The sequence below is a fragment of the Parvularcula dongshanensis genome, assembly GCF_014199615.1.
Lineage (GTDB): Bacteria > Pseudomonadota > Alphaproteobacteria > Caulobacterales > Parvularculaceae > Parvularcula > Parvularcula dongshanensis.
In genome coordinates this window covers 1093091-1116012 of the sequence record NZ_JACHOB010000001.1, presented here as the reverse complement: position 1 = coordinate 1116012, position 22922 = coordinate 1093091, and the positions used below count along the sequence as shown (strand labels likewise).

The 22922-nt window shown below is 68.0% G+C and carries 24 protein-coding genes and 1 tRNA gene; 10 read left to right on the top strand and 15 right to left on the bottom strand.

Annotated elements, in window-relative coordinates:
• Nucleotides 1-19: 19 nt before the first annotated feature.
• Both GGQ59_RS05415 and GGQ59_RS05410 read right to left on the bottom strand, forming a co-directional pair.
• Nucleotides 20-175 carry a hypothetical protein gene (locus tag GGQ59_RS05415; protein WP_183816526.1) on the bottom strand — a complete coding sequence of 52 codons (156 nt, stop codon included), beginning with the start codon at nt 173-175 and terminating at the stop codon, nt 20-22.
• 241 nt (nt 176-416) lie between these two features.
• Nucleotides 417-503 (bottom strand) — tRNA-Leu (locus GGQ59_RS05410).
• A 90-nt stretch (nt 504-593) separates the two neighbouring features.
• On the opposite strand from GGQ59_RS05410, the gene lipB reads away from it, so the two are divergent.
• Entirely contained in the window at nt 594-1325 is a 732-nt protein-coding gene (lipB, locus tag GGQ59_RS05405) for a lipoyl(octanoyl) transferase LipB (RefSeq protein ID WP_183816524.1), read from the top strand.
• 16 nt (nt 1326-1341) lie between these two features.
• Here the strand turns inward: lipB and GGQ59_RS05400 are convergent, their stop codons facing one another.
• The gene (locus GGQ59_RS05400; RefSeq protein WP_183816522.1) at nt 1342-1680 is read right to left on the bottom strand and encodes a PRC-barrel domain-containing protein; all 339 of its coding nucleotides are present in this window, start codon (nt 1678-1680) and stop codon (nt 1342-1344) included.
• Nucleotides 1681-1874: 194 nt separating this feature from the next.
• On the opposite strand from GGQ59_RS05400, the gene map reads away from it, so the two are divergent.
• Both map and radC read left to right on the top strand, forming a co-directional pair.
• A complete protein-coding gene (gene map / locus GGQ59_RS05395; protein ID WP_221400870.1) occupies nt 1875-2726 on the top strand; it encodes a type I methionyl aminopeptidase in 852 nt (283 codons plus the stop codon).
• An 8-nt stretch (nt 2727-2734) separates the two neighbouring features.
• Nucleotides 2735-3436, top strand: coding sequence for a RadC family protein (radC, locus tag GGQ59_RS05390; protein ID WP_343074259.1), 702 nt, complete (start codon nt 2735-2737; stop codon nt 3434-3436).
• A gap of 439 nt (nt 3437-3875) precedes the next feature.
• Here radC and rpsI read toward each other — a convergent pair whose 3' ends face one another.
• Nucleotides 3876-4379: a 30S ribosomal protein S9 gene (gene rpsI / locus GGQ59_RS05385; protein ID WP_183816518.1), complete on the bottom strand. Its 504-nt coding sequence runs from the start codon at nt 4377-4379 to the stop codon at nt 3876-3878.
• A 2-nt stretch (nt 4380-4381) separates the two neighbouring features.
• On the bottom strand, nt 4382-4864 hold the full coding sequence (rplM, locus tag GGQ59_RS05380; RefSeq protein ID WP_183816516.1) for a 50S ribosomal protein L13: 483 nt from the start codon (nt 4862-4864) through the stop codon (nt 4382-4384).
• A 190-nt stretch (nt 4865-5054) separates the two neighbouring features.
• Between rplM and GGQ59_RS05375 the strand changes: the two genes are divergently transcribed.
• Nucleotides 5055-6158: a hypothetical protein gene (locus GGQ59_RS05375; protein WP_183816514.1), complete on the top strand. Its 1104-nt coding sequence runs from the start codon at nt 5055-5057 to the stop codon at nt 6156-6158.
• Here GGQ59_RS05375 and GGQ59_RS05370 read toward each other — a convergent pair.
• Nucleotides 6094-7161 carry a COX15/CtaA family protein gene (locus tag GGQ59_RS05370; RefSeq protein WP_183816512.1) on the bottom strand — a complete coding sequence of 356 codons (1068 nt, stop codon included), beginning with the start codon at nt 7159-7161 and terminating at the stop codon, nt 6094-6096. The two genes, GGQ59_RS05375 and GGQ59_RS05370, sit on opposite strands and share 65 nt — an antisense overlap.
• Nucleotides 7162-7230: 69 nt before the next feature.
• Here GGQ59_RS05370 and GGQ59_RS05365 point away from each other — a divergent pair, with 69 nt between their 5' ends.
• The 5 genes from GGQ59_RS05365 to GGQ59_RS05345 are packed head-to-tail and all read left to right on the top strand — an operon-like array spanning nt 7231 to nt 10336.
• Nucleotides 7231-7434, top strand: coding sequence for a DUF2842 domain-containing protein (locus GGQ59_RS05365; RefSeq protein ID WP_183816510.1), 204 nt, complete (start codon nt 7231-7233; stop codon nt 7432-7434).
• Nucleotides 7431-8186 carry a 5-oxoprolinase subunit PxpA gene (pxpA, locus tag GGQ59_RS05360; protein WP_183816508.1) on the top strand — a complete coding sequence of 252 codons (756 nt, stop codon included), beginning with the start codon at nt 7431-7433 and terminating at the stop codon, nt 8184-8186. Before GGQ59_RS05365 ends, pxpA begins: the two co-directional genes overlap by 4 nt.
• Nucleotides 8176-8805 (top strand): 5-oxoprolinase subunit B family protein, encoded by a 630-nt coding sequence (locus tag GGQ59_RS05355; protein ID WP_183816506.1) that lies wholly within the window; start codon nt 8176-8178, stop codon nt 8803-8805. Before pxpA ends, GGQ59_RS05355 begins: the two co-directional genes overlap by 11 nt.
• Nucleotides 8802-9761 carry a 5-oxoprolinase subunit C family protein gene (locus tag GGQ59_RS05350; protein WP_183816505.1) on the top strand — a complete coding sequence of 320 codons (960 nt, stop codon included), beginning with the start codon at nt 8802-8804 and terminating at the stop codon, nt 9759-9761. The genes GGQ59_RS05355 and GGQ59_RS05350 overlap by 4 nt, the downstream gene beginning before the upstream one ends.
• 56 nt (nt 9762-9817) lie before the next feature.
• On the top strand, nt 9818-10336 hold the full coding sequence (locus GGQ59_RS05345) for a DUF2937 family protein (RefSeq protein WP_183816503.1): 519 nt from the start codon (nt 9818-9820) through the stop codon (nt 10334-10336).
• On the opposite strand, the gene GGQ59_RS05340 is transcribed toward GGQ59_RS05345, so the two are convergent.
• Together GGQ59_RS05340 and purE are read right to left on the bottom strand one after the other, a co-directional pair.
• A complete protein-coding gene (locus tag GGQ59_RS05340) occupies nt 10222-11376 on the bottom strand; it encodes a 5-(carboxyamino)imidazole ribonucleotide synthase (protein ID WP_183816501.1) in 1155 nt (384 codons plus the stop codon). The genes GGQ59_RS05345 and GGQ59_RS05340 overlap by 115 nt on opposite strands.
• On the bottom strand, nt 11373-11876 hold the full coding sequence (purE, locus tag GGQ59_RS05335) for a 5-(carboxyamino)imidazole ribonucleotide mutase (protein ID WP_183816499.1): 504 nt from the start codon (nt 11874-11876) through the stop codon (nt 11373-11375). The genes GGQ59_RS05340 and purE overlap by 4 nt, the downstream gene beginning before the upstream one ends.
• Before the next feature lie 270 nt (nt 11877-12146).
• Between purE and GGQ59_RS05330 the strand changes: the two genes are divergently transcribed.
• Entirely contained in the window at nt 12147-12713 is a 567-nt protein-coding gene (locus GGQ59_RS05330; protein ID WP_183816497.1) for a GGDEF domain-containing protein, read from the top strand.
• On the opposite strand, the gene pgi is transcribed toward GGQ59_RS05330, so the two are convergent.
• The 7 genes from pgi to nuoG all read right to left on the bottom strand — a co-directional run bounded on the left by pgi (nt 12710) and on the right by nuoG (nt 22897).
• A complete protein-coding gene (pgi, locus tag GGQ59_RS05325) occupies nt 12710-14347 on the bottom strand; it encodes a glucose-6-phosphate isomerase (protein ID WP_183816765.1) in 1638 nt (545 codons plus the stop codon). The two genes, GGQ59_RS05330 and pgi, sit on opposite strands and share 4 nt — an antisense overlap.
• Before the next feature lie 88 nt (nt 14348-14435).
• On the bottom strand, nt 14436-15035 hold the full coding sequence (locus GGQ59_RS05320) for a thioredoxin family protein (RefSeq protein ID WP_183816495.1): 600 nt from the start codon (nt 15033-15035) through the stop codon (nt 14436-14438).
• Entirely contained in the window at nt 15032-17125 is a 2094-nt protein-coding gene (locus tag GGQ59_RS05315) for a cytochrome c biogenesis protein CcdA (RefSeq protein ID WP_183816493.1), read from the bottom strand. The genes GGQ59_RS05320 and GGQ59_RS05315 overlap by 4 nt, the downstream gene beginning before the upstream one ends.
• 61 nt (nt 17126-17186) lie before the next feature.
• Nucleotides 17187-17675, bottom strand: a complete 489-nt coding sequence (nuoI, locus tag GGQ59_RS05310) for an NADH-quinone oxidoreductase subunit NuoI (protein ID WP_183816491.1) — start codon at nt 17673-17675, stop codon at nt 17187-17189.
• A complete protein-coding gene (gene nuoH / locus GGQ59_RS05305) occupies nt 17675-18745 on the bottom strand; it encodes an NADH-quinone oxidoreductase subunit NuoH (RefSeq protein WP_183816489.1) in 1071 nt (356 codons plus the stop codon). Before nuoH ends, nuoI begins: the two co-directional genes overlap by 1 nt.
• A 72-nt stretch (nt 18746-18817) precedes the next feature.
• Nucleotides 18818-20590 carry a M10 family metallopeptidase C-terminal domain-containing protein gene (locus GGQ59_RS05300; RefSeq protein WP_183816487.1) on the bottom strand — a complete coding sequence of 591 codons (1773 nt, stop codon included), beginning with the start codon at nt 20588-20590 and terminating at the stop codon, nt 18818-18820.
• Nucleotides 20591-20752: 162 nt separating this feature from the next.
• A complete protein-coding gene (gene nuoG, locus GGQ59_RS05295) occupies nt 20753-22897 on the bottom strand; it encodes an NADH-quinone oxidoreductase subunit NuoG (RefSeq protein ID WP_183816485.1) in 2145 nt (714 codons plus the stop codon).
• Nucleotides 22898-22922 lie beyond the last annotated feature (25 nt).

Genomic DNA, 22922 nt, shown 5'->3' with positions numbered 1-22922 from the left:
ACGCTCACCGTGCTAGCGCCTAGTGAATGAGGAACCGCTTCGCGACGGTGTGCGTCACCAGGTAGACGAGGGCTGCGAAGACGAGCGCCGTCGGTAGGCCGCGATGGGCGAGGAGCATCGCGACGAGCGTCACGACGGACAGGACGGCCGGCGCCGCGTACTCGACTTCGATCACTAAGAACCGATGCAGCGTTCGGCGCCGGTTTTGGATAAGGGGATCTGACGTAGGATCGGTGACCATCGGCCCGTCTCCGGGTGCGGGTTGGGCCGCCCCTCGAGCCGAAAGATGGCCGAGACGGCCCACCGCTCAACGGATCGGTCCGCGAGAGCGGCGACACCATTCTACGCCTGTCCGGGATCTGTATCCAGCGCGGCGCCATCGCGCTCGACTCGCGAGCGGTAGCGCCGAATGTAAATGGTGCGGTCGAGAAGACTCGAACTTCCACCCGTGTTACCGGACAGCGACCTCAACGCTGCGCGTCTACCAATTCCGCCACGACCGCACTGGCGAGGGGGTCTCCCTCGCGGAAGCGCGCCGATAGCAAAGCGAAGCGGGCCTGTGAAGCCCAATCGTTCCCCGCTAGACGCCTTTCATGACAGAGCGTGCGAACTGGACCGAAACGCCCGTCGCCTGGCGCGTAAGCGAGGGGCGCGTCCTCTACCCTACCGCCGTCGAGGCGATGGAAGCGCGGGTCGCGGAGATCCAAGCCGGCACGGCACCGGAGCTCGTCTGGCTTCTCGAGCATCCGCCGCTCTACACGGCGGGCACGTCGGCCAAGCCCTGCGACCTGCGCGACCCGGACCGCTTCCCGGTCTACGATTCGGCGCGCGGCGGCCAGTACACCTATCACGGACCCGGTCAGCGCGTGGCCTACGTGATGCTGGATCTGACGAAGCGGACCCGCGACGTCCGCCGCTTCGTCGCGGACCTCGAAGACTGGATCATCGGCGCGCTCGACCGCTTCGGCGTGAAGGGCGAGCTTCGCGACGGACGGATCGGCGTCTGGGTCGACCGCTCCGGCCCTGGCTACCGCCGCGAGGACAAGATCGCCGCGCTCGGCGTCCGCCTTCGCCGTTGGGTCAGCTTTCACGGCGTGGCGCTCAACGTTGAGCCGGACCTCACGCACTTCGGCGGCATCACGCCCTGCGGCATCCAAGAAGAGGGCTTGGGCGTCACGAGCCTCGTGGACCTCGGCCGCCCCGTTACCATGGACGAGGTCGATGCCGCGCTGCGTGCCTCCTGGGAAGAGGTCTTCGGCCCTACGGTGGACGAGGCCGAACATGAGAAGGCCCCGCCGGGGCGGGGCCTCTCCGAACTCGTCTAAGCGATCGCTCGGCTCGTCAGTGAGCCGCGCCGTAGTAGCCGCTGAGCTCCGTCCGGTATGCCTGGTCCGCAAAGTTCGGCCAGTTGTCCTTATCGAAGCCCGGCGCGTCCTTCAGGCGCTCCTTCGGCACGTTCAACACGAGTTCCTTCTTCGCCGTGTCGACCGTGAACTGGTCCCACGGAACGGCGAATAGCTTGTCGCCGACGAACATTACGCCGCCGAACTGCAGGACCGCGTACTCGATCCGGCCCGTGCTCGTGTCGAGCATGATGTCCTTGATGCTGCCTAGCGCCTCGCCCGCGTCGTTGCGGACGTCGTCGCCGATGATGCTGGTGGCGGAAAGCGTCAATGCCATAGTGTCCTCCGATCAAATCTTCCAAATAGAATTCTCAAACAACGGCCTAAGCCGCGTCGTCCGCAAGCCGCGGACTTATCAAGGCAACAGGTGTGGGCAGGCTCGGGTTCGCAACCTTTAAGGATGTTCATCAGCTCGCGCAGAATGGGGCCCTGCCCTCGCAAGGGGCGGAAAGGCACGCTATGTCGGGTCCCATGGACACCCTCACCGCCCGCGCGCCCGACTCTATCATCCGGCACGACGCCGAAGGCTTCGAAGGCATGCGCAAGGCCGGCCAGCTCGCCGCCTCTTGCCTCGACATGCTCGTGGCCGAGGTGAAGCCGGGGGCGGACTCCGCGCGGCTCGACGACCTCGCCTACCAGTTCATCCGCGACCACGGCGCGGTCTCGGCCACCGTCGGCTATCGCGGATTCGGTCACGCGCTCTGCATCTCGCCGAACCATGTGATCTGCCACGGTATCCCGGGCGGCAAGCCCGTCAACGCCAAGCCGATGAGGGATGGCGACATCCTCAACATCGACATCACCGTGGTGCTCGATGGCTGGCACGGCGATACGAGCCGCATGTACTGGGCCGGCGAGCCGAAGGTGCTGGCGAGGCGCCTGACCGACGTGACCTATGAGTGCCTTTGGGCCGGCATCGACCAGGTGAAGCCGGGGAACACGCTCTACGACATCGGCAAGGCGATCCAGGACCGGGCCGAGGCGGACGGCTTCACCACGGTCCACGACTTCTGCGGCCACGGCCTCGGCAAGCGGTTCCACCAGGCACCGAACGTCGTCCACTACGGCGAGATACGCGATTTGGCGGGCCGCGTGCACCGCGCCCCTGCGACCGTGCTTGAGCCCGGCATGTTCTTCACGATCGAGCCCATGATCTGCGCCGGCAAGCCCGACATGCGTGTGCTCAAGGACGGTTGGACCGCGGTCACGCGCGACCGCTCGCTGACCGCGCAGTTCGAGCACGCCGTGGCGGTGACCGAGGACGGCGTCGAGGTCTTCACGCGCAGCCCGGTAGGGTACGATCGTCCACCCTACGCGGGCTGACCTTGAGCGTGCCGAACCCGAATGCGGGGCACCGGAAGCGCCTGCGGGAGCGCTTCCGCCGCGCCGGGTCCGAAGGCCTACAGGACTACGAGCTCCTGGAGCTGATCCTCTTCAACGCGATCCCCCAGCGCGACGTGAAGCCGCTGGCCAAGGCGCTGATCGCCACCTTCGGCAGCTTTGCAGACGCCCTCGCCGCCCCGCGAGGGCGGCTTTGCGAGCTGACGGTGCCTGTCGAGGGGAAGCCTCCGCTGAAGATGACCGATCGCGCTTGCGACGAGTTCGCGCTCACCCGCGCCGCGGCGCTCCAAATGATGCAGGACAACGTCCTAAAGCGTCCGGTCCTGTCGTCCTGGCAGGACCTCCTCAGCTACTGCCGATCCCACCTCGCCTACAACACGACCGAAGAGTTCCACGTGCTCTTCCTCGACGCGAAGAACCGTTTGATTACGGACGAGGCCCAAAGCAAGGGCACGGTGAATCACACGCCCGTCTATCCGAGGGAAGTCGTAAAACGCGCCCTCGCTCTCGACGCCGCCGCCCTCATCCTCGTTCACAACCACCCTTCGGGCGACCCCACGCCGTCCCGTGCCGACATCGAGGTGACGAAGCGCATCGTCGACGCGGCGAAGAGCGTCGACGTCCGCGTGCACGATCACCTCATCATCGGTCGCGGGCGCGAGGTGAGCTTCAAGAGCTTGGGTTTGCTCTGACCGCGAAGAACGGCTCTTTCGGGCGGTTCGCCGTTCTCTTCCTCCTTCGGCGATAAGAATGGGCGCGGGGAGCTTCAGACGGGTCCTTGCCGAGACGCCGCGCGACCGCGCGATCTCGGGGTCCGGACCTCCGAACGTCGCGGCCCGGTACAAACCCAACGCCTTTCGCTGCGGCGACCCGCGTGCGGGCTCCCGCCTGGGTTCATGGAACTCGCTACGGGCGGGCGCTTCGGCGTGCCCGACGGCCAACGTGACATTCGCTGGCGCCGAACCCGCTGCGCACAGGCCGAAGGCCCGTGCCGCCAGCAAGCGCTCAAGTAGCGAGCGCCAGCGAGCGGTAGCGCCGCAAAAGACTCCGGCGGGCGGTCAGCCCGCCGGTAGCGCCACAAAAAAGGCCCCGCCGAAGCGGGGCCTGACCTCCGTAGACTGACGGGAGCTGTCAGCGTTTGGAGAACTGGAAGCTGCGGCGGGCCTTGGCCTTGCCGTACTTCTTACGCTCGACGGCGCGGCTGTCGCGGGTCAGGAAGCCGCCCTTCTTGAGGACCGGGCGCAGGCTCGGCTCGTAGAAGGTCAGCGCACGGGCGATGCCGTGGCGGACGGCGCCGGCTTGGCCGGACGGTCCGGAACCCTTGACCGTGCAGTACACGTCGAACTGGTCCTTGCGCTCGGCCGCTTCGAGGGGCTGGCGCAGAACCATCTGAAGGACGGGACGGCCGAAGTACTCGGTGTAGTCCTTCTTGTTGACGACGATCTTGCCGTTGCCGGGCTTGATCCAGACGCGCGCGACGGCGGTCTTCCGCTTGCCGGTCGCGTAGGAGCGGCCGAGGTCGTCAATCTTCGGCTCGGCCGGGACGTAGTCGTCCTGAACGGCGTCCGCGTCGATGACGCCCGCTTCCGCGGCGGCGTCTTTCAGGCCTTCGAGGCCGGTGGTGGTCTCGGACATGCTTAGCGCCTCGGCTTGTTCTTGGAGTTCATGGCGGCGACATCGAGCGTCTCGGGCTGTTGCGCCTCGTGCGGATGCTCGGGCCCGGCGTAGACGTGCAGGTTCTTCATCTGACGGCGCGCGAGCGGGCTGTCCTTCGGCATCATCCGCTCGACCGCCTTGGTCAGCACGCGCTCAGGGAAGCGGCCTTCGAGCACCTTGTCAGCCGTGGTGGCTTTGAGGCCGCCCGGATAGCCGGTGTGCTTGTAGTAGGTCTGCGTCTGGCGCTTGTTGCCGGTGAAGGCGACCTTCTCCGCGTTGACGACGATGACGTTGTCCCCGTCGTCGACGAAGGGCGTGTAGGTCGGAAGGTGCTTGCCGCGCAGGCGCATGGCGATGATCGAAGCCACGCGGCCGACCACGAGGTCCTCCGCGTCGATCACCACCCACCGCTTCTGCACGTCGGCCGCCTTCGTGTTGTAGGTCTTGCTGGCCTCGGTCTGCATGGCGTCCCTTGAGGGTTGTTCGGAAGCGGGGCGGATAGCAGCATGGACGTTGTTGTCAACAACCGTCTGAAAGTCGCAAGTCGGACAGCGGCTTAGCCACACGGTATGATCATACCACACTTACGGCTGGGGCGGGATAGCCGAACGGTTTCCGCGTGTTACATGGCGAGGACGTTCGAACGAGACCTTCATGACGAGATCCCTTCTGCTCGCCGCGGCCACCGCCGCCCTCCTTTCCGCCTGCGGCGACCGGGAGGCCGAGGTGCCGCCGGTGCCCGAAGAGGCTGCGGCCCCCGCCCCGGCCGAAAGCGAGAGCGCCCGCGAGGCGCCGCAGGCGGAGGTCGCTGTCAGCGACGTGCTCGGCAGCTTCGGCGGCGAGACCTACGGCATGGCGGTCTGGGCGCACCCGACGCTCTCCTTCGAGGGCGCGGTCCTGGTCGCGAACGGCGATGCAGGCCTAGCCGTGGTGCCGATCGACAGCGACGTTGCGATGAGCACGGTCGAGGGGACCTTCGACGGCCCGGTCGCGGTCAGCTACCCGGACGACGGCGATCCCTCCAACACGCTCGTGGCCGCTGCGTCGGGTGAGGAGATCGTCCTCCTCGACATCGACCCCGACACCAGAGCCTTCAACGAGGTCGGTCGGCTGCCGGCGCCGGACGGCACGCGCGCGCTGTGCGCACGCGGCGACCTCCTCCTTCGTGCCGACGGCGGAGGCCGGGTGTCCTTGAGCAGGATCGAGATCGGCGACGGGCGCGCGGTGCGGACGGAAGAGACGCCGTTGCGATTCGCGACGTCCTGCGCGGCGGCGGCTTCGAGCTTCTTCGTTCTCTCCGAAGAAGGCCTCGTTGCGACGCTGGACGACATGGGCGACCTCGACGCGACCTATGAGGAGGCATTCGGCGAGGGTCGAGTGACCGACCTCGTCGCCCTCTCCGCGGACGAAGACGAAGCGCTCCTGATCGCGCTCGACGAGCAAGACAGGTTCCGCCTCGCCCAGGCGAACGCACCGCTCGTCTCGCTCGCCTCGGCACAAGAGCGCGGACGCGCCGGCATCGGCGCGCTGGCGGCGGGCTCGGGCAATTACGGCAGCATCTACCGCGACGGCGTCCTGGCGGTGCTCGATCAGGGCCAGACGCTCAAGCTCGTTCCCTGGGTCGGCCTGTCGCGGTCCTTCGGCGTCGGTCAGTCCGAGACGGTGGGGCCGCGGACCCTCAACGCCGAGGCGGTCAGCGGCCCTGCGGCACCGCAGATAGAGCTGCCGTCGAGCGTGGGTGGCGCGCCGGGCGAGTAGCGCCGCTCAGGGCGTGGACGGACCAGACGGCGGCGGTCACGACGACGAGCGCCCCCGCCTGGTGCGCGAGGCCGAGCCATAACGGCACGGCGGCCATGACCGTCGCGATGCCGATCACCGCTTGGAACGTCACTGCGCCAAGGAGGCTCGCGCCGTAACGCCGGGTATCTCGCCCCGCCCGGTAGCACTTCACGGCGAAGGCGATGGCGAACGCGAGGACGAGGTAGGCACCGATGCGGTGGTTGAACTGCACCGCCGCGACCCGCTCGAAGAGGTCCGCGAAGCGGGACGGCTCGCCGAAGTAACCCTCCGGCACAATCTTGCCGCCCATGAGCGGCCAATCGTTGAACGTCTTGCCGGCCCGGAGCCCCGCCACGAAGGCGCCGAGCACGATCTGCAACGAGATGGCCGCCAGCATTCCCCAAGCCCAACCGCCGAGCTTCGACCCGGCTGCGACCGCTCGTGATCCGGAAAGGGAGAGGAACTGCCACACGATCAGGGCGTAGAGGAGAAGCGCCGTCGAGAGGTGCAGTGCGAGACGGTACTGGCTGACGTCCACCCGCTCGGACAGGCCCGAGGACACCATGTACCAGCCGATCGCGCCCTGCAGGCACACGAGGGCGAAGAGCCCCCAAAGCTGCCAGCGCAGACGGCCGCGAACCGTACCTCGAACGCTGAACCACAAGAGCGGCGCGAACACGGCGAGGCCGATGATCCGGCCGAGGTTCCGGTGCGACCACTCCCACCAGTAGATGCCTTGGAACTCGGAGAGGGTCATCCCGGCGTTGACGCGGTGGTACTCGGGGATCTGCCGGTAGAGCGCGAAGGCCTCTTCCCAATGGGCATGGCTCATTGGCGGCAGGGCGCCGAGGACGAGGTCCCACTCGGTGATGGACAGCCCCGAATCGGTGAGCCGGGTCGCACCGCCGACGATCACCATGGCGGCGACGAGGACAGCGAGCAGCAAAAGCCAGAGGCGGACGGAACGGGGCGCGTCGGACATGGTTTCCCTATAGGCGCCGCTTACGGCATAGGAAGAGGCGATCATGCCGCAACCCGCTAGGAGGATAGGATGCAGCCGCGTCAGAAGAAGCTGATCGGTGTGCTTCTCTTCCTGCCCGCACTGATCCTTTACGTCGGGCTGGTGCTTTGGATCGCCGATCATCTACCCTCGCACTGGGCGATCTACCTCGTCTTCTACGTCGTGGCCGGCACGGCGTGGGCGTTTCCGCTCAAGCCCGTCTTCCGCTGGATGAACAGCCCCGCCGCGTCGTGACGAGGATCGACCTCAACGCCGACCTCGGCGAGCTGCCGGGCGAAGAGGGGGCGGCACTCGACGCGGCGATCATGCCGCTCCTGTCGAGCTGCAACGTCGCCTGCGGCGGTCATGCCGGGAACGAAGAGACGATGCGGCGGACCCTCGCCATCGCGAAGGCGCACGGAGTCGCGCCGGGGGCGCACCCTTCTTACCCCGACCGCGAAGGGTTCGGCCGCCGCGAGGTGCAGATCGGAAACGACGCCCTCGCCGCTTCGCTCGCCGGGCAAGTAACGGCGCTGATAGAGGCCGCGGCCGCGACCGGCACGGCGCTGACGCACCTCAAACCGCATGGCGCGCTCTACCATGTCGCCGCTCGCGACGAGCGCGTGGCAGCGACGCTCGCGACGATCGCCTCTTCGCACGGCCTTGCTCTCGTCGGTCCCCCGACCGGCGCGCTTCGCGCGGCCGCCCACGCCGAAGACCTCGCCTACCTCGCCGAGGGCTTCGCCGACCGCAGCTATCAGGCGGATGGGACGCTGACCCCGCGGGGACGGCCCGGCGCGGTGCTGACGGATCACAAGGCCCAGGCGCGACAGGCTCTGAGCCTCGCGCGCGGTCGGCCGCTCGATACGCCTGGCGGCAGTGTGACGCTGCGCGTCGAGACGCTCTGTCTTCACGGCGATACACCCGGCGCGATCGGCGCCGCGCGGGCGATACGAAGCGCGCTCGAAGCGGACGGGATCGAGATCGGAGCGCCCCATGCCCGCTGATGAGCACGCGATCTCGCCGTTCGGCGACGACGCTCTGACCGTCGCGATCGCCGAGCCGGTCCTGGCGATCGAGGCGCGCGCCGAGCTTCTGCGGGCGGAGGGCTGGGCCGAAGCGGTCCTCGCCACCACGGGCACGCTGACCCTTCGCTTCGATCCCCTGCGCGTCGGAGCGGACGAAGCGGCGAGCCGGTTGCGGGCTGCGCTAGCCCGGCCCGCCCCGCCGCCCGGTGCCGTCGCCCAGGAGGTCGTTCTGCCCATCCGCTATGACGGGCCGGACCTCGGAGCGGTCGCGCGAATGGCGAACATGACCACAGGTGACCTCGTCGAGGCACACGCCGCCGCGACTTACACCGTCGCCTTTCTCGGCTTCACGCCGGGCTTCGCCTATTTGGACGGTCTTGACGCGCGACTGTCCGACGTGACGCGTTTGGCCAGCCCCCGCGTCAGAGTGCCTGCGGGCAGCGTCGGCATCGCGGGCGGACGAAGCGGCGTCTACGCCCTGCCCGGCCCGGGCGGCTGGCCGCTGATCGGGACGACGGACGGGCGGTTGTTCGACTCGAGCGCTGACGATCCCTTCGCCTTGCGAGCGGGCGCAACCGTGCGATTCGAGCCTTCATGACCGCAGCGCTAACTGTCCTCGACCCCGGCCTACAGACGACCGTGCAGGCAGGGCCAAGGCGTGCCGCCCGTCACCTCGGCGTGCCCGCGAGCGGTGCGGCGGATCCGGTCAGCCTCGCGCTCGCGAACCGCTTGGTCGGCAACCCTTGGGACGCGGCAGCGATCGAGCTCACCCTGACGGGCGGCTCCTTCCGTGCGGAGAGGACGCTGACGGTCGGGATCGCCGGCGCCCCGTGCACCGTTCAAGTCGATGGGCGCAGCTTCGGGCTGCATCGCGGTTTCCGCTTGGAGCGGGGTTCGAAGCTGGCGCTCGGTCCAGCGTCGGCAGGCTGCCGGACCTACCTCGCTGCCGAAGGCGGCATCGACGTTCCTGCCGTGCTCGGCAGCGCTTCGACCTACCTGCCCGCCGGGCTCGGTGGTCTGGAGGGCCGCTCGCTGCGGAGTGGAGACCGCCTGCCGGCCGGCAGCGCATCGGGCGTAGAGGTCGTCTCGACGCCCGATGCCCTGCGCCCCCCTTGGGATCGGAACTGGACGTTGCGGGCCTGCCTCGGGCCCGGGGGCGAGCTACTGACCGAGGCCGGCCGCGCGCTTTTGTTCGGCGGGGGCTGGCGCGCGGGACGGGCAGCCGACCGCACCGGCGTAAGGCTGGAGCGATCCGATGGGGGCACCCTCGCGCTTCCGTCCGTCGGGTCGTTGCCGAGCGCCCCCGTCTTTCCCGGGACCTTGCAATGCCCCGAGGGCGGTGCGCCGATCCTGCTCGGTCCCGACTCAGGCACGACCGGCGGCTATCCCCGCATCGCGCAGGTAATCCGCGCGGACCGGCATCTCTTCGGTCAGATAAGACCCGGCGATGCGGTTCGCTTGCTTCTTTGGACGCCCGACGACGCCCGCGCCGTCTTGGAAGAGAAGGCGACGCTCCTCTCGTCATGGATCGGCAAGGATTTTCAGCTCGACTGAGCGGGCTTGCCGGGCGGCTCAGACCCTCACATCCTCCGGCAGGGAGGATCTCGAACATGATCGGACGGCTCCTTGCGTTCGTCGTCGGTGCGGCCGGAGCGGTGGCGGCAAGCCAGGCTCCGGGCTTCACCCTTCAATACATGCAAAACCTCGAAGGGCGCGTCGCCGAGCTGCGCACCGTGATCGACCGCTTCGACGCGGAGATCGTACGGATCGGCTACGATCGCGCCTCGGCTCTCGAAGAGTGCGAGACCGCGACGCGGCTGCTCGGCGTCTTCTGCCGCGGCATCAATGCGGACATCGCGCGGTACGAGCGGCTGTCCGCGCACCAGGCCCGCCTGGTCTCCGCGGAGGACTGGGTTCGCCCGCTCGTTCTGGCCCGATCACCGGAGCGGGACGTCACGGAAAGCACGCTCGACCAGTTCGAGCCCGCCTTGCCCGTCACGCCTGTGGGCTTCGGTTATGCCGGCGGCGGCTTCGTCCTGGCCTGGCTCGCCGCCTCGGCGGTCTTCGGTGTCTTAGGCGCGGCGTTCAGGCCTCGGCGTGGGCGGCGGGGAAAGATCCGGCTGACGTGACCCATCTTGCGGCCGGGGCGCGCACCGACCTTGCCGTAGAGGGTGAGCGCGGCGCCTGCCTCGCCCGCCAACGCCGACCAGTCTTCCGCCTCGGCACCGATCAGGTTCTCCATGACAGCGTCCGAGTGGCGGGCAGGATCGCCTAGGGGCCAGCCCGCGACGGCGCGGATGTGCTGCTCGAACTGGCTTACCAAGCAGGCTTCGTGGGTCCAGTGGCCCGAATTGTGGACCCTAGGCGCGATCTCGTTGGCGATCAGGCCGTCCGTTTCGGACCAGAAGAACTCGAGCGTCAGGACGCCGACATAGGAGAGCGCGTCCAGCACGCGGCGGGTCGCATCCCTTGCGCCCTGCACGACCTCGTCGGGGACACCGGCCGGCACGGTGCTACGGCGCAGGATGCCGTCTTCGTGGTCGTTGCGGCTGAGGTCGTAGAAGGCAACCGAACCGTCCGTGCCGCGCGCTGCGACTTGGCTGACCTCGCAGTCGAAGCGGACGAGGCCCTCGAGGATGCACGCCTTCTCTCCACAAGCAGAGAAGGCCGCCTGTGCGTCGCGGTCCGACGCGATGCGAGCCTGTCCCTTGCCGTCATAGCCGAAGCGGCGCGTCTTGAGGATGCCGCCCCCGAGCTTGATCGCAGCGCGCTCGGCGCTGTCGGCATCGTCGACCGCTTCGTGCGGCGCCACGGGAATGCCGAGGCCGGACAGGAAGCGCTTCTCCGCCAGCCGGTCCTGACAGACGGCGAGAACCTGGCTGTCGGGCGCGGCACGAGTCAGCCCCGCGACGAGATCGACCGAGGCGGCGGGGACGTTCTCGAACTCGAAGGTCGCGGCATCGACCGTGGCAGCGAACGCGCGAAGCGCCGCCTCGTCTTCGTATGCGGCGGCGGTGTGCCTCGCCGCGACCCTGGCCGCCGGGGGCGCCCCGTCCGGGCCGTAAGTGTGGACATCGAAGCCGAGCCGCGCGGCCGCCCCCGCCAGCATCCGGCCGAGTTGTCCCGTGCCGAGGATGCCGATCGTCGAGCCGGGAGGAAGCGGCGTCATTCGCTGGGCTCGTAAGGAGGTTGCTCGAGGACGGCGTCGGTCTGGGCTTGGCGCCACGCGTCGAGACGGCCCGCGAGCGCTTCGTCCGACAGCGCGAGGATGCCTGCCGCCATGAGGCCCGCGTTCTTGGCCCCCGCCTCGCCGATCGCCAGTGTGCCGACGGGTACGCCGCCCGGCATCTGCACGATCGAGAGCAGGCTATCGAGGCCGGAAAGCGTGCGCGATTGCACGGGCACGCCGAGGACGGGCAGAGGCGTCATCGCGGCGACCATGCCCGGAAGGTGCGCGGCGCCCCCCGCCCCTGCGATCACGACCTTGTAGCCGTCGTCGCGCGCCGACTTCGCGAAGTTCGTCAGGCGGTCGGGCGTCCTGTGCGCCGACACGATGAGATCCTCGTGCGTCACGCCGAGTGCGTCGAGAATCTCCGCCGCGTGCCGCATGGTCGGCCAGTCCGACACCGACCCCATGATGATCGCGACCGCCGCCTCACCCGCCGCCATGTCCGTTCCTCTTGCCCACCGAAAGGCCCTGCCCCGAAGCCGGAGCGTGTAACGGCAAGGCCGCCCGGCGGCAAGAAAGCGGCACAGGATGCCCTACAGCTTTTGCGTGCGTGTCCGCTATCGCGCGCAATCTCATCGAAACTGAACGAAGGGTTTCACGCTTCCTCAGCCCGCCTCCTCATAGCGTCTGCTTGCGGGGCAGACCGAAGGGCAGTCGATATGAGCGATGTAGACCGGACAATTCTGACCCTTGCCGATGTGGGGAGCGGCATGCGTCGATTCGATGAGATGGAGTTGGAGATCGCCCTCCTGAAGGACGAACTCGCACGGGCCGAGCGGCGGATCGAAGAGCTGAACAGGCTCGCCGACCGCGACGCGTTGACCGGCGTCCTGAACCGCCGGGCCTTCGCGAGGGAGATGACACGGACCATCGCGGCCAAGCGTCGGCACGGCAGCTCCGCCATGCTGGTGACCTTGGACGTCGAAGGCCTAGACGCGATCGCTGCCCGTCACGGACACGCGGCCTGCGACGCGGTGCTCGCCCATCTCGGCGAGACGATCCTGACGCAAATCCGTTCCACGGACGCGGCGGGCCGACTGGGCGGGGACGAGTTCGCACTGCTCCTCGCCTTTGCCGACCAGGACGGCGCCGACCGCAAGATGCGGCGCCTGACCGCCAAGCTGTCGGAGCTCCCGTTCAGCTGGAACGGCCAGACGCTCGAGGTCGGGGTGCGCTACGCCATGCGGCCCGTCACCGATCAGGACGTCGAGACGCAGCTCAGCCATGGGACCACGGACCTGCACAACGCGCAGGTCGTGATGCGAGTGATCCGCTAGCCGCGGAGTCCGTTGATCCGCGCGATCAAACCGGCGGTGGACGCATCGTGCGTCCCCGCCTCGCCGCCCTGCAGTTCGGGCAGGATCGCCTTGGCGAGCACCTTGCCGAGCTCGACGCCCCACTGGTCGTAGGAGTTCACGTCCCAGACCGCGCCCTGAACGAAGATCACGTGCTCGTAGAGCGCGATCAGCGCACCGAGCGTCATCGGCGTGACCTTCTCGACCAGCATGCTGACGGTCGGCCGGTTACCCGGAAACGCCTTGTGCGGCGCGAGGCGTTCGGCCTCTTCCTCCGACGCGCCCCCCGCGATCAGTTCCGCTTTCGCCTCCTCCGCCGTGCGGCCCTGCATCAGGGCCTCGGGCTGGGCGAGGAAGTTCGCGAGCAACTTCGGGTGGTGATCGCCGAGCTCGTTGTGGGAGTGCGCCGGGGCGATGAAGTCGCATGGAATGACGTCCGTGCCCTGGTGGATCAGCTGGTAGAAGGCGTGCTGACCGTTCGTCCCCGCCTCGCCGAAGAGGATGGGCCCCGTGTCGTAAGCCACCTTCTCGCCGGACAGCGTCACGGACTTGCCGTTCGACTCCATGTCCGCCTGCTGAAGGTAGGCGGGCAGCCTGTGCAGGTACTGATCGTAGGGTAGGACCGCATGGGCGTGCATGCCGAGGAAGCTTCGGTGCCAGACGCCGATCAAGCCCAGGAGCAGCGGCAGGTTCTCTCTGTCCGGTGCGCCACGGAAGTGATCGTCCATCGCCGCCGCGCCGTCCAGGAGCGCGCGGAAGTTCTTCCAGCCGATCTGAAGCGCGATGGGCAGGCCGATCGCCGACCAGAGCGAGTAGCGCCCGCCGACCCAGTCCCAGAAGCGGAACATGTTCGAAGGCTCGATGCCGAAGCCTTTGACCGCGTCCTCATTCGTCGAGAGCGCGACGAAGTGCTTGGCGACGTCCGCTTCGCCCGCGCCCTTGGACAAGAACCAGTCCCGTGCGGACTGCGCGTTGGTCATCGTCTCCTGCGTCGTGAAGGTCTTCGACGCGATGACGAAGAGCGTCGTCTCGGGGTCCATGACCTTCAGCGTCTCGGCGAGGTGCGTACCGTCCACGTTGGACACGAAGTGTACCGACCGCCCCGGGATCGCGTAGGGCTTCAGCGCCTCGGTCACCATGACGGGGCCGAGGTCCGAGCCGCCGATGCCAATGTTCACGACGGTCTTTAGCGGCTTGCCGGTGTAGCCGAGATGCTCGTCCGTATGCACCTTCGCGCAGAAGGCTTCCATCTGCGACAGAACGGCCTTCACCTCGCCCGTGACGTCCTCGCCGCCGACGGCGAACTTGCGATCGCCGCCACGCAACGCTGCGTGAAGGACGGCGCGCCCCTCGGTCTCGTTGATCGGCTCTCCCGCGAACATCGCGTCGCGCCGCTCGGTCACGCCGCATGCCTTCGACAGCGCCAGCAGAGCGTCCAGAACGTCATCGGTGATGCGTGTCTTGGAGTAGTCGACGAACACGCTGGCCGCCTCGCCCGAGTACCGCTCGAACCGGCCTTCGTCCCTGCCGAAGAGGTCGCGCATGTGGCGCTGCCCGTCGGTGCCGGCCAGGGTTTGTAGGGTCTGCCACTCGGAAAGGTCGGTCCGGCTGGTCATGGTCTCACTCATTCAAAGAAGCCCGCCTGGCGGGGCGAGCGGGCTGTAACAAAGGCTGCGCGCGGGCGTAACCGGTAGCCTCAGTGCCTCAGTACTTTACCGAGCAGCCGTAAGGTTGGGTTTGCGTCGTCACCACGCGCTGATCGTTGCGCAGGCTGGCGAGGGCGGCGCTGACGTAGTTCTCGGCGCGGGGGATGTCGTCGATGTCCGCCGAAGGGATCGTGTCGATGGCACCTGCGTAGCGCAGCGTGCCCGTCTCATCGATGACGAACATGTGGGGCGTGGTCTTCGCGGCGTAGAGCTGTCCGACCTCGCCGTCCTCGTCGAGGAGGATCGCCGTCGGCGCGGCCTTGCGCTCGGCGGACAGCTCGGTCGCGCGGTCGCCGCTGACGTGTCCCTGCTTGCCCGGCGCGGACGAGATGACAGACAGCCAGACCGTCCCGTCCGCCGTCGCCCGGCGTTGAAGAGCCTGCATGTTGCCGCTGTCGTAGTGCTTCTTGACGAAGGGGCATTCGTTGTTGGTCCACTCGAGGACGACCTTCTTGCCCTCGTAGTCGGACAGCGAGACGGTCTGCCCCTCGGCCGTGCGGGCCGAGAAGTCCGGCGCGGGCTGGCCGACCCGCGGCGCGGCCGTGGCGGCGCCCGCTAAGAGGCTAGCGGCGCTCAGGGTTGCGGCGATGCGTTTCATGACTCTCTCCCTTCGAGGACCGCGACCACGCCGTTCACGGACAGCATCTGCGGCAGGATCCGCGGCGCGTCGGCACCGGGTGCGTAGTAGAGATAGAGCGGGACACCGCTTCGGCCCTGCCGTTCGAGCGCGGCGGTGATGACGGGGTCGGGCACCGTCCAGTCGGCGACCATGTAGCGTGTGCCGCTCGCCTCGAACGCCGCGACGACGGCGTCGCGGTTCAGGACCGTCTGCTTGTTGACCTGGCAGGTGACGCACCATGCCGCCGTGAAGTCGACGAAGACCGGCGTCCCTCGCTCGCGCAGGCTCGACAAGACGGCCTCGTCGTAAGGAGCGGCGTCAAGGACCGATCCCGCCTCCGAAGAACGCGGTGCGGCGTCCGCAGCGCTCAGGCGGACGATCGGAACGATCGCCAGGAGAAGAGCCGCCGCCGCCACGATCCTGAAGGCGCGCCCGCCCACCGCCTGCCCCCGGCCGAAGGCCCAGCCCGCAAGGCCCGCGAGGACGAGCGCGATGCCGAGCGTCAGCACGCCGTTCGGCCCCGCCTGCACGCTCAGCACCCAGGCCAGCCAGACGAGCGTCGCGAACATGGCAAAGGCGAAGAGCTGCCGAAGGGTCGTCATCCAAGGCCCCGGCCGCGGCAACGACCGAGCGAGCCCCGGCAGGAGCGAGATCAGAAGGTAGGGAAGCGCGAGACCGAGGCCGATCGCGAGGAACACGCTGACGCCGAGGGCGGCAGGCTGCGTAAGGGCGACGCCGACCGGCACGCCGAGGAACGGTCCGATGCAGGGCGCCGCGACGAGGACGGCGAGGACGCCGGTGAAGAAGGCTCCGAGATCCCCGCCTCGCTCCGCCAGGCTTTGGCCTCGTCCCTGAACGCTCGTGCCGACTTCGAAGGCGCCGAGAAGGTTGAGGCCGATGAGGAAGATCAGGACCGCGAAGAGCCCGATCACGACGGGGTTCTGTAGATGGAAACCCCAGCCGACCGCCGCGCCGCCCGCGCGGAGCGCGAAGAGGAGACCAGCCATGACCGCGAAGCTTACGAGCACGCCAGCGGTGTAGAGCCCCGCCTCCCGCCGCAACGCAGTCCGGTCGGCCTGCGCCGCGCGGGCGAGCTGCGAGGCCTTCAGGAAGACGATGGGGAAGACGCACGGCATGACGTTGAGGACCAAGCCGCCCAGAAAGGCGAGCATCAGGATCGCTCCCAGCCCGGGCGTCCGGCCCCGCCGGGCGGACACGTCGCTCGTTAAAGCCGGAGGAGCGACGGAAAGGGCCTCCCCGGTTCGGGCGGCCGAGATCGGCGTGCCGACCCGGCGATCGTCGGAACCGGTGACGAGGAGGCCGTCGAGGCTCTCAGGCGGCGCGTCGAGGTAGGCGAAGCCAGGGTCGAGCGCGATACGCGTCTCGCCGTCCCCGTCGGTCACCTCGTGGCGCCCGGCCGGCTCGACGAGGTTCGCTTCGTAGGGAAAGAACTCGGGCGCTTCGAGGTCCGGAGGCAGGATGAGGACAGGCCCCGTCCCGTCGTCTGCGTAGCGGGCAGCGATGCTCCCTGCAGGCCTATGGACCGCCCTCGCCTCCTCGATCAGCCCGCCATAGCGGCGCTCGGGCGGCGCGGGGGCGTCCGTGATCGGCAGGTCGAGCGTCAGCGTCGCGCTTTCCGGAATGCAGATGTCGCTACAAATGAGCCAGCTTGCCTCGACGGACAGCGGCACCGTCCGGCCGGGCTCTGCGTCCTCGGCCAGGCTCAACGGAACGACGAACACGGCTTCGTCTTCATGCCCGTAGTTCACGAGCGTACCGAGGGACAGGCGGTGCGGTAGGGGGTAGAGAGGCTCGCTCGCCTCGAAGCCGTCGGGCAGCGACCAGTCGAGCGAGAGGGGCAGCCCTGAATCGCCCGGGTTCTGCCAGTAGACGTGCCAGCCGGGATCGAGCCTTTGGTAGACGGCGAGGTCGATCGTCTCGCCAGGCGCCCCGCCCTGCCGTGCCGCGATCAACCGCGTCGTCGCATGGCCAGTCTCGACGGGCGCGCCGACCTGCGCGGCGGCAGGGGCTGCCCAGAAGAGGCAAAGTAGAAAGAGAAGCCGGATCACGGCATCAAACTAAGCGAAGCCGATCCGATCCGCGAGGGGGCGCCGTGCCGCGCCCACTCGCTTAGCGGTAGGGGGCGTCGAGCTCGAGGTTGCGCGCGATCAGACGCTCCCAGCGGTCGCCGTTCGAGAGCAGCTTCTCCTTGTCGTAGAAGAGCTCTTCGCGGGTCTCGGTCGTGAACTCGAGGTTCGGCCCCTCGACGATGGCGTCGACCGGGCACGCCTCTTGGCAGAAGCCGCAGTAGATGCACTTCGTCATGTCGATGTCGTAGCGCGTCGTGCGGCGCGAGCCGTCCTTGCGGGGCTCGGCTTCGATCGTGATCGCTTGGGCCGGACAGACAGCCTCGCAGAGCTTGCAAGCGATGCAGCGCTCTTCCCCATTGGGGTAACGACGCAGCGCGTGCTCGCCCCGGAAGCGCGGGGATTGAGGCCCGCGCTCGAAGGGGTAGTTCACGGTCGCCTTGGGGCGGACGTAGTACTTCAGCGCGAGGCCGAAGGCCGACAGGAAGTCGGTCATCATAGCGCCTTTGAGCGCCTGCGCGATGCGGGCCATTACGAAACCCTCCAAGAGTGGAACCAGTCCGCAAAGGCCGGGAACAGCAGCATCAGACCGGCGACGATCACGAGGTAGGCGACCGAGGTCGGCAGGAAGATCTTCCAGCCGATGCGCATCAGCTGGTCGTAGCGGTACCGGGGCACGATGGCCTTCACCATCGCGAACAGGAAGAAGATGAAGACAATCTTGAGCGCGAGCCAGAGGGGCCCGAGCGCTTCGAGCCCGAGGAAGTTCCCGAAGGGCGAGTGCCAGCCGCCCAGGAACAGGATCGACGTCATCGCGCACATCAGCACGATGTTCATGTACTCGCCGATCATGAAGAGGAGGTACGGCGTGGAGCCGTACTCGACCTGATAGCCCGCGACGAGTTCCGATTCGGCCTCGGGCAGGTCGAAGGGCGGGCGGTTCGTCTCGGCGAGGGCCGAGATGAAGAACATCACGAAGAGCGGGAAGAGCGGGATGAAGTGCCAGTTCAGGATGCCGAGCCCGCGGTTCTGCGAGTTGACGATGTCCGAGAGGTTCATGCTGCCTACGAGCAGCAGCACCGAGATGATGATGAAGCCGAGAGAGACCTCGTAGCTCACCATCTGCGCGGCGGAGCGAAGCGAGCCGAGGAACGGGTACTTCGAGTTGGACGCCCAGCCGCCCATGATGATGCCGTAGACGCCCAAGGACGACACGGCGAACAGGTACAGGATGCCGACGTTGATGTTCGAGACGACGAGCCCCGCCCCGACCGGAATTACGGCCCAGGAGATCGTGGCCAGCATGAAGGTGATCAGGGGCGCGATCAGGAAGACCGTCTTGTCCGCCCCCGCCGGGATCACGACCTCCTTCAGCACGAACTTGAAGAAGTCCGCGAAGGACTGAAGCATGCCGAAGGGTCCGACCACGTTCGGCCCTTTGCGCATCTGCACCGCGCCCCAGACCTTGCGGTCGAAGAGCAGCAGGAAGGCGAGCGCGACCAGGATCACGACGACCAGCGCCAGGATCTGGAACAGGGTCGTCAGCGTGCCGGCGAAGGGGTTCGTCCAGTCGCGGACGACGAGGCCTTGGAAGATGTCCATGCGCGCGCCCCTAGCGGATGCCGCGGCGTCCGCAAAGTCTCTCCGGGCGCGGTTTTCAGCCGCGCTCCAACCTCACGCGGCACCGTCCGGCTGATCGCCCCAGATAACGTCGTCGCCGTCCCCGCCGAACAGGACGTCGGCGCCCGCCATGCCGATCAGCACGTCGTCCCCGGCGCCGCCTTCGAGGACGTTCCTGCCCTCCCCGCCTTCGATGAGGTCACCGAACGCGGTGCCGACAGCGCTTTCGATGCTCTCGAGCTCGCTCAGGGACGCCCCGGCAGGATCGAGGAGAAGGTTGCCGGCGAGGTCGACGTGCACACCGAACATGTAGGCCGACAAGTCCACCGTATCGGCGCCGTTCCCGCCGATCAGCGTGTCGTAGCCGCCGTTCCCGGCCAGGACGTCCGCGCCGCCGCCACCCTCTAGCCGGTTGTTCCCGGCGTCGCCGAAGAGCCTGTCTCCGAAGCGGCTGCCGATCAGGTTCTCGATGCTGCGGAGCGTGTCGACGCCTTCGGTGCCGAGGTCGAACACCCCGCCGGGATCGGAAAGGTCTATCGCGACCGCGCCGCGGGCGGCTGCGTAGGAGACGGTGTCGTTCCCGAGGCCGCCGTCGAGAAGGTTCGAACCGCTGTGGCCGACGACCGCTCCCGCGATCGGCTCGCCATCGTCCCCCAACCACATCGCATCGACGAAGCCGGGGTCGGCGCTGTTCCCGATCAGGAGGTCGTCGCCCGCGCCGCCGATCGCGTCCTCGATCATGACGCCGTTCGCGATGGCGAGGTTGTAGGTCAGGCCCCCGAGGCTGCTGAACGCTTCGGGCCGAAGGTCGATTACCTGGTCGTTCGCATAGTCGGATGCGTCGATCACATCGACGCCGCCCGCGTCCCATATGGCGCCGATCATCGCGTCGCCGGGGCCGCTCAGCGTCCAGCCCTCATCGTTCGTGTTCGAGCCGAAGCCGTAGATCGTGCCGTCCGCCCGGGTCTCGGTGTTGACGCCGTAGAGGCGTTGCAGCGCCGCGACGTCGTGCAGCATCGGTCCGGTCGCCCAGCGGCCGCCGAAGTCGGCGCCGGTGAAGCTCTCCGAGAAGTAGCTCATCAGCGTGTACTGGCGGCTGTCCTCGAAGTAGTCGGCTGAAGCCGCGTAGCTCGCTTCTGTGTCGTCGGAGGCGTCGTAGTCGCTTGGGTGCAGAAGGCCGATCGCGTGACCGAGTTCGTGCATGGCCGTCGTAAAGGCGTAGGTGTCCGGCGAGGAAAGCCCGGCCACACCGATGTTCACGGCTGCGGCGCTGATCTCGCTGTCGAAGCCGCGCGTGGTGGTGCTGCCGCCGTTCGTGTCGATCTGTCCGAAGATGTCGATCTGCGAGGCGCCCGCATTGTCGACGTGAATTCCATCGGCGCCAGCCACCCTATCGAAGGTCAGCCGAGCGACTTCCGACAGAAGCTGGATCGCATACTCGACGCGCGCGATCTCGGCAGCGGTCAGCGCCCTGTGCTCGGAAGGGTCATCGACGCCGTCGGTCGCGTTCGTGATCTCCCCCGCCGCCAGGTAACCGTAAGTGACGGAGCCAGGGCTGCCCAAGCCCTGCGGGTTGTAGCGCCCGTTCTCCCAAGTGCCGGTGTCGTAGTCTCCGTCGTCCCACTTGGCGCTGTCATTGTAGAAGCCGCGCGAGATCGTGGCGGCCGCCTTGTCGTAACCGTAGCTGACCTTGGCGAACGGATTGCGAGCCTCGGCATAGGCGTCGCTGGCAAGGGCCCCTAGCGTCCAGTGGGGAAGCCGAGCGGCATCGTCACCGGAGAGGACTCCGGTGGGCGCCTGCGCCCCGCCAGGTTTCAAAGAGTCCACGCACCGCTCCGCCCACGTAGCCAGTGACGGCTATGAAGCGAATCTAAGGGAGCGGAGACTCCGGCAAAAGCGAACTGGCGGAAACGTTAACGGAAATTGCGATTTCGACGCCTCACACCCGCGCGAGCCGGCACGTCCCGCGCGAGCGGGACGCGCCCGCTTCTACTCGGCCGCGAGCGCCTTCGGCTTCGCGAACGTCGTCGAGCACTCGGCCATGATGGCCGATGCCCGTGCGATCGGATTGGTCAGGTAGTAATCCCCGATCGGTAAAGAGAAGCCGTCGCCGGAAAGCGCCCCCGCCCCGTCGAAGAGCGAGGCGGACGGGGCCGCCCCCGGCTCGGCGAGGTCGAGGGTCGCGAAGACTTCGTTCTCCTCGATCATCCGCTGACGCAGAGCGAAGAGGTCGTCATAGGGCAAAGCTTCGCCCAGGCGCCCGGAGAGCGCCCGGATGATCGCCCAGTCCTCGCGCGCCTCTCCGAAGGGGAAGTAGGCACGGATAGCCTGCTGCACGCGGCCCTCGAGGTTGACGTAGAGGCCCGACTGCTCGGCGTAGGAGGCGGCGGGGAAGACGACGTCCGCGACGCTGGCGCCCCTGTCGCCGTGGCTGCCTTGGTAGATGACGAAAGCGTCGCGCAGCGCTTCCACGTCGCACTCGTCGGCGCCGAGGTTGTAGACGACTTCGATCTCGCCCGAGCGGGCCCCGTCCAGGATACCGGCGAAGTCGCGGCCGCCTGCGCTCGGCAGGAAGCCGAGGTCGAGCGCGCCTGCGCGCGCTGCGGCCGTCTGCAGGACGCCGAAGCCGTTCCAGCCGTCAGTGCCGGTCGCGCCGACCGCCTCGGCGAGCTTGAGCGCCGCGCTCATGACGCCGTGCGCATCCCCTCGCACGAGGGCGCCGCTGCCGATGAGAACGAGCGGCCGCTTCGCGTCCTTCAGGACGTCGAGGAAGCCGATCTTACCCTCGTGCAGCGCGGTCAGGCTGTCCGTGCCTGCGCCTAGATGCTCGTAGTCGTAGGTGAGGTCCGTCGCCTGACCGATCAAACCGACCTTCAGGCCCATCTTGTTCAGCCAGTTGCGGCGGATGCGCGCGTTGAGAAGCGGCGCTTCGTGGCGCGGGTTGGTGCCGATGAGCAGGATCGCGTCGGCCTCGTCGATGCCCGCGATGGTCGAACCCATCAAGTAGGCGCCGCGCGGCGCCCGCTCGCCGTTCGGAAGCACACCGACGCTAGAGCCGTCCTGACGACAGTCGCGGTGCGGCGTGCCGATCTTGTCTGTCAGGTCCTTAAGCGCCATCACCGCCTCGGCCGGGACGAGGTCGCCGACGAGCGCGCCGACCTTCTCTTTCGGCGTCGCTTCGAGCCGGGCACGCACGACCTCGAAGGCTTCGTCCCAGGTCGCCGCCCGGAGCTTGCCGCCCTCGCGGATGAAGGGCTTGTCGAGGCGGCGCTTCCTGAGGCCGTCCCAGATGAACCGCGACTTGTCGGCGAGCCACTCCTCGTTCACGCCGTCATGCACGCGCGGCAGGATGCGCAGGACCTCGCGCCCCCTCGCGTCGATGCGGATGTTCGAGCCCATCGCGTCCATGACGTCGATGCTCTCGGTCTTCCGCAGTTCCCAGGGCCGAGCCATGAAGGCGTAGGGCTTCGACGTCAGCGCACCGACCGGGCAGATGTCGATCAGGTTGCCCGAGAGCTCGGTGTCGACCGCCTTCTCGAGGTAGGTGGTGATCTCGGCGTTCTCGCCCCGGTTGACGAGGCCGAGGTCGTTCACGCCCGCGACCTCGGTCGCGAAGCGCACGCAGCGCGTGCACTGGATGCAGCGGGTCATGATCGTCTTGATCAGCGGACCCATGTACTTCTCTTCGACCGCGCGCTTGTTCTCCTCGAACCGCGTGCCGCCGCGGCCATAGGCCATGGCCTGGTCCTGAAGGTCGCACTCGCCGCCCTGGTCGCAGACCGGGCAGTCGAGCGGGTGGTTGATGAGCAGGAACTCCATCACCCCCTCACGCGCCTTCTTGACCATGGGGGTGTTCGTGAAGAGCTCCGGCGGCGCGCCGTCCGGGCCCGGGCGCAGGTCCTTCACGTTCTGCGCGCACGAGGCGACCGGCTTGGGCGGGCCGCCCTTCACCTCGATCAGGCACATGCGGCAGTTGCCGGCGACCGACAGGCGCTCGTGATAGCAGAAGCGCGGGATCTCTTCGCCCGCCGCCTCGCAGGCCTGAAGCAGGGTCAGGGCGGGGTCGACCTCGACCTCATGGCCGTTGACCTTGATCGTGCGCGTGGCGGGAGCGGGCTTGGCGGTGTCTGACATGGACGCTTCTGTGTTCCGGCTTTCG